Genomic DNA, 6337 nt, shown 5'->3' with positions numbered 1-6337 from the left:
TCACGGAGGAGATCACCGGTTCGAGTCCGGTAGGGACCGTAAAATGGCTCGGTAGCTCAGTTGGTAGAGCAATGGATTGAAGCTCCATGTGTCGGCGGTTCGATTCCGTCCCGCGCCATGTCTGGAGGCCTAGCGAAGTGGCTAAACGCGGCGGTCTGTAAAACCGCTCTCTCTGAGTTCGGTGGTTCGAATCCACTGGCCTCCATAAAATAGGGATATCGTATAAAGGTAGTACATCGGTCTCCAAAACCGCTAGTGTGGGTTCAATTCCTACTATCCCTGTTTATTATGATATTTAATATCATGGCGGAATTGGTGAAGGGGTTAACACACCGGTTTGTGGATCCGGCATGCGTGGGTTCGAATCCCATATTCCGCCCTAACATTGGAATATAGCCAAGTGGTAAGGCAATGGACTTTGACTTCATCATGCGTTGGTTCGAATCCAACTATTCCAATTTGTTAATATATAGAATCAGAAGATGGCGGCGTAGCCAAGTGGTAAGGCAGAGGTCTGCAAAACCTTAATCATCGGTTCAAATCCGATCGCCGCCTTTGCCTGGATTTTCTGGTTAATTCGCAATTATGGCGGTGTGGCGGAATTGGCAGACGCGTCAGACTCAAAATCTGGTGTCCCCTGGGACGTATCGGTTCGACCCCGATCACCGCTATTTTATTCAGACATTCTGGCTGAGATTAAGACGCAAGGTGCATTCCTTGCGTCTTTTTTTTGTATCTAAATTGCAACAAATTCCTTCTAATTTTATAATAGAAGAAATATGGAGGTATATATATGAACATTGGGCTATTTACCGATACTTATTTCCCGCAAATTTCCGGCGTGGCTACATCTATTCAAACATTAAAAAATGCGCTTGAAGATCAAGGCCACTCGGTGTTTATTTTTACAACTACTGATCCACATGTAGCTAAAGGAACTATTGAACCTAATGTATTTAGATTAAGTAGTGTGCCATTTGTTTCTTTTACAGATCGCCGAATAGCATTTAGAGGCTTATTTCAAGCAACTAAGTTAGCTAAAGAAGTTAAGCTTGATGTAGTTCATACACAAACTGAATTTTCTTTGGGAGCAATTGGAAAATATGTAGCCCATAGCCTGGGAATTCCTGCAATTCATACTTATCACACCATGTATCAGGATTATTTACATTACATCTTGAATGGACGTGTATTAAAGCCTTATCATGTTAAACAATTTTGCCGAGCATATTTACATAATATGGAAGGGGTAATTGCGCCAAGCTTACAGGTTAAAGATGTTTTAGAAGGATACGGAATAAAGATTCCAATTCGTGTTATTCCAACGGGAGTTGACCTAAAAGGAATAAATGATAATCCTAAGCGCGATGTTAGAAAAGATTTAGGATTGGCTGAAGATGATATGGTGTTGCTTACATTGAGTCGTGTGGCTGCGGAAAAGAAAATTGAGCATATTTTAGATGTGTTACCTGAGATAATTCAAAAATTTTCAAAGGTAAAATTTGTAATAGCTGGTGATGGTCCAGATATGGATAATCTAAAAGAGCAAGTACACCGATTGAAATTAGAAGATTATGTTATTTTTGCTGGCAGTGTTGAACACACTGATGTTGGAAATTATTATCGAATGGCTAATTTATTTGTTTCTGCAAGCGATACTGAAACTCAAGGTCTAACTTATATAGAAGCTTTGGCTGCTGGTACGCCAAGTATTGTTTATGATACTGACTATACTGAAGAAATTTTTGATAATCCTCGTTTAGGCGCACTTTTTAAAACAAAGTCTGAAATGCAGCAACAAATCGAAAATTATCTTAAAAATAAAGACTTTGTTATTCCAGAAGACTTAAAGAAACAAAAATTAAATGATATTACCGCTGCTAGTTTTGCTAGTCATGTTGTTGATTTTTATCAAGATGCAGCTAAAAGTTTACAAAAATGAGGTAACTAATGATTAGAATAAATATGTTCTCACAGGCTGATAGTGTTCAAGGTCAAGGGGTTGGGTCTGCATATACTGAATTAATTCAACTCTTAAGGAAAGATTTAGTTAATGATTTTTATGTCACGATTAATAAATATGGTAATTCGGATTTGACTCACTATCATACAATTAATCCAACTTACTATGCTAATAGCTTTTCTAAAGGACGAGGTAGAAAGATAGGTTATGTTCACTTTTTACCTGAAACATTAGAAGGATCAATTAAATTACCGGATTTTGCTAAAAATATTTTTTATAAATATGTGATTGATTTTTATGATCGAATGGATCAAATTGTAGTAGTAAATCCTATGTTTATAAAAAAATTAGCGAGATATGGAATTGATCCTGAAAAAGTGAAGTATATTCCTAATTTCGTATCTAAAAGTGAATTTTATGAACAAACAAAAGAGCAAAAAAATGCTTTTCGTAATTCTTTAGGTATTCCTTTGGATAAAATGGTAATTTTTGGTGATGGTCAGGTACAAGAAAGAAAGGGTGTTGATGATTTTGCTCGTCTTGCAAAAGCAAATCCAGATATTCAGTTTATTTGGGCTGGAGGCTTTTCTTTCGGAAAAATTACCGATGGCTATAATCACTTTAAAGAATTAGTAGATAATCCTCCGAAAAATTTGATGTTTACTGGAATTGTGGATAGGAAAGATTTAGTTAATTATTTGAACATTGCTGATTTATTTTTATTACCTTCATTTGATGAATTATTTCCAATGTCGGTTTTAGAAGCGTTTAGTTGTAATACACCTGTTTTACTGAGAGATTTAGATTTATATAAGGCCATAATTGATGGTTATTATATGCAAGGACGGGATTTTGAAGCACTGAATGCTCAAATTCAGCGCATTAAAGATAATCCTTATATTCTGCAACAATATAAACAATTATCAAAAGAAGCTAGCGATGAGTATTCCGAAGAACATTTAGCCCAAATTTGGCGTGATTTTTATTTGGAACAATATGATTTAGGGAGAAAATTGGGGCAAATAAAACTATGAATAAAAAACATCTTTGGGGGATGTTAGTTGTCCTTCTGATTAGTGGCTTTGTAATTTTTCACGAATTAAAAGATACTCCTATTCAAAAAATATGGCAGGCTGCTAAAAATTTAAATATTCTTTTCTTAGTTTGTGTATTAGCAATTATGATTTTGTCTTATATTTGTGAGGCCGCCATTATTGCTATTTTAGAGAGAAGAAAAAATGAACCACATCATTCTGCCTGGTCGTTTTTTAGAATTCCTCTTATTCAAGCCCTTTTTAATGCGATAACGCCAATGTCAACCGGTGGACAACCATCACAATTGGTAGCAATGATTCAAATGGGGATTGAAGGTGGGAGAGCAACATCTATTTTATTGATGAAATTTATCATCTATCAAATTTGCGTTCTATTTGCTTATGTAACGACCATGATTTTTGGCTTCCATATTGTAATGACAAAGTTTAGTGGGTTAGCCTTATTTATTGCGTTAGGTTTTGTTATTCACATGTCTTCAATAATTTTCTTGCTAGCAGTAATGTTTGCCTATAATTGGACTAAAAAGGCAACTAATTGGTTAATGAATTTGCTAGGAAAGTTTATTTCTGAGGATAAAGTGGAGAAATGGCGTAAAAGTACTATGGAACAAATTGATAGTTTTTATACTGAAGGTCAAAATCTAAAAAAAGAGAAAAAGAAATTAATTTTAGCCTCATTATTTACGATTGGTCAACTGCTCTGTTTTTACTCAATTCCATATTTTATTTTATTAGCGTTAGGACTTACACCGTCTTGGGTAAAGGTTACAGAAATGAATATTATGATTATTATGTTCATGGCTATTGTTCCTATTCCTGGGGCATCAGGTGGGGCAGAATTTAGCTTCCAAACGCTTTTCTCGACTTTTGTTCACTCTAATATTTTATTAGTTTTAGGGATGTTTTTATGGCGTTTTACTACGTACTTTTTGGGGATGCTTTTAGGATTATTTGGCTGGTTATTTAAACCTAGAAAGATAACTGATAAAGAAAGTTAATTTTTAAAAAAGAATTTTATTATTTCACTTTCAAAAGATTTTTAGTAGTATCATCATCTAAGAATATGTGAGGAGAATGTTATGTCGCGCCTAAAAACTATTTATAAGTGGTTTACACAAACAAAACTAGGCTTTTTTAGTGTAGTTATTATTCTTTTTTGGATAAAAACTTATTTAACTTACATTACTAAATTTAATTTAGGTGTAAGTGGAGCAATGCAAAATTTTTTATTGTTAATCAATCCGCTACCTGCAGCTATTTTATTAATAGGTCTAGGTTTATTTGCTAAAGGTAGGAAGTCTTACTGGATAATAGTTATAATTGATTTTTTATTATCTCTGTGGCTTTTTGCTAATGTATTATACTACCGGGAATTTTCCGATTTTCTATCAATATCAATTATTAAGACTTCAGGCTCAACGTCAGATAATCTAGGTAAAAGTATTGCTGGGATAACTAAGCCCACAGATTTCTTAGTATTCTTAGATGTGGCAATAATTATCTTATTGATAGCTTTTAAAGTCTTTAAGATAGATGTTAGACGCTTAAAATTAAAAATTACAGCTTTAATTGAAGGATTAGCAGTAGTTTTACTGGCTCTTAATCTAACAATGGCTCAAAAGGATCGTTCAGGTTTATTAACTAGAACTTTTGATAATAACTATATTGTTAAATACTTAGGGATTGATACTTATGCGGTTTATGATGGTGTAAAAACTGCTCATAATAATGCGGTTATGGCTAAGGCTAATCGAAGTGATTTAAAAGCGGTACAAGCATATATCAAGAAAAATTATATTGCTCCTAATCCTGAATACTATGGGGTTGCCAAAGGTAAAAATGTCTTGGTTATTCACTTGGAAAGTTTTCAACAATTTTTGATTGGATATAAGTGGAAGGGAAAGGAAGTAACTCCTAATTTAAATAAAATTTATCATGCTAAGGATACATTGAGCTTTGATAATTTCTTCAATCAAGTAGGGCAAGGAAAGACATCGGATGCAGAAATGATGATTGAAAACTCTTTGTTTGGTTTACAATCTGGATCTGCGATGTCGAGTTATGGAATTTCGAATACTTTTCAGAGTGCCCCGGCTATCTTAGATCAAAAGGCAGGCTATACTAGTGCAGTGATGCATGGTGGTGCAGGATCTTTTTGGAATCGGGATAATGCGTATAAATCATTTGGTTATGATTATTTTATGCCGCTTTCATATTATGAAAATAAAAAGGGCTATTATAATGGATATGGTATTAAAGACAAGCTTTTCTTTAAGCAGTCTGTACAATATATTGAAAAATTACCTCAACCATTTTATTTAAAGATGATTACGGTCACAAACCATTATCCATATGATTTAGATAAGCAGAATCAGACAATTTCTAAAACTAATACCGGAGATGAAACTGTAGATGGTTATATTCAAACAGCTCATTATCTTGATCAGGCAATTGGTGAACTGATGAAATATTTGAAGAAATCAGGTTTAGATAAAAATACTTTGATTATGTTTTATGGTGATCACTATGGTATTTCAGGCAATCACCATAAGGCTTGTGCTGAATTGCTAAAGAAAGATGAATTTACTGATTTTGATAATTTGCAGTTTCAACGTGTACCATTAATGTTTCATATGAAGGGGTTGAAAGGTGGTATTAACCACACTTATGGTGGTGAAATTGATGTGCGACCAACCTTATTTAACCTCTTAGGTATAAGTGATAAAGGAATGATTCAATTTGGTCATAGTTTACTTTCTAAAAATGCACCTCAGATTGTAGCTCAGAGGAATGGCGATTTTATTACTCCTGAATATAGTAAGGTAGAAGGAACTTATTACTATACCAAAACTGGAGCTAAAATTACTCACCCAGATAAAAAGGTAAGAGAGAAATTAGAGTCAATTTCTAATACAGTTACAACGGAACTTTCCTTGTCTGATCGTGTAATAACTGGAAATCTATTACGTTTTTATGAACCGTCAGGGTTCAAGGCAGTTAAACGTAAGAATTATTCATATGATAAAAAGGATGCTTTAAAGAAACTTGATGCAGAAAATAAAAAGTATAAATCGAGTTTATGGTATAAAAATGGTAAAAAGAGTACAGAAAGTCTATATAAGACTGATGCACCAGAGTTAAAAACTAAAACTAAATAGAAGAAAGATCGTTAAATCAACACTTTTGTTGAATAACGATCTTTTTTTACAAAAAAAGGTTGACTAGAATAAAAAAATCCTGTAAAGTAATGTACGTCGCTTGAGGAGGTAAAGAAAAAGAAAAACTTTTTCTTGCAATACTAAAAAAGTGATGATATAAT

4 protein-coding genes and 7 tRNA genes are annotated in these 6337 nt (G+C 33.6%); all 11 read left to right on the top strand.

Annotated features, from left to right (window positions below; translation table 11 throughout):
• Positions 1-45: 45 nt before the first annotated feature.
• The 11 genes from HDR40_RS06320 (at position 46) to HDR40_RS06270 (ending at position 6176) form a co-directional block, all read left to right on the top strand.
• A tRNA-Phe gene (locus HDR40_RS06320) sits at positions 46-118 on the top strand.
• A 5-nt stretch (positions 119-123) separates the two neighbouring features.
• Positions 124-205 (top strand) — tRNA-Tyr (locus HDR40_RS06315).
• A gap of 6 nt (positions 206-211) precedes the next feature.
• Positions 212-282: transfer RNA gene (locus HDR40_RS06310), tRNA-Trp, on the top strand.
• A 24-nt stretch (positions 283-306) separates the two neighbouring features.
• Positions 307-379 (top strand) — tRNA-His (locus tag HDR40_RS06305).
• Positions 380-386: 7 nt separating this feature from the next.
• A tRNA-Gln gene (locus tag HDR40_RS06300) sits at positions 387-458 on the top strand.
• Between the two features lie 26 nt (positions 459-484).
• Positions 485-555 (top strand) — tRNA-Cys (locus HDR40_RS06295).
• Positions 556-587: 32 nt separating this feature from the next.
• Positions 588-671: transfer RNA gene (locus tag HDR40_RS06290), tRNA-Leu, on the top strand.
• A 122-nt stretch (positions 672-793) separates the two neighbouring features.
• On the top strand, positions 794-1942 hold the full coding sequence (locus HDR40_RS06285) for a glycosyltransferase family 4 protein (RefSeq protein ID WP_290627630.1): 1149 nt from the start codon (positions 794-796) through the stop codon (positions 1940-1942).
• A gap of 8 nt (positions 1943-1950) precedes the next feature.
• Positions 1951-2997: a glycosyltransferase family 4 protein gene (locus HDR40_RS06280; protein ID WP_290627628.1), complete on the top strand. Its 1047-nt coding sequence runs from the start codon at positions 1951-1953 to the stop codon at positions 2995-2997.
• Entirely contained in the window at positions 2994-4016 is a 1023-nt protein-coding gene (locus HDR40_RS06275; RefSeq protein WP_290627626.1) for a lysylphosphatidylglycerol synthase transmembrane domain-containing protein, read from the top strand. Before HDR40_RS06280 ends, HDR40_RS06275 begins: the two co-directional genes overlap by 4 nt.
• Positions 4017-4097: 81 nt before the next feature.
• A complete protein-coding gene (locus HDR40_RS06270; protein ID WP_290627625.1) occupies positions 4098-6176 on the top strand; it encodes an LTA synthase family protein in 2079 nt (692 codons plus the stop codon).
• Positions 6177-6337: the final 161 nt, after the last annotated feature.

It is taken from the genome of Lactobacillus sp., assembly GCF_014803895.1.
Note: the sequence above shows the minus strand (reverse complement) of the source record. Positions and strands in the feature narration are given on the sequence as shown.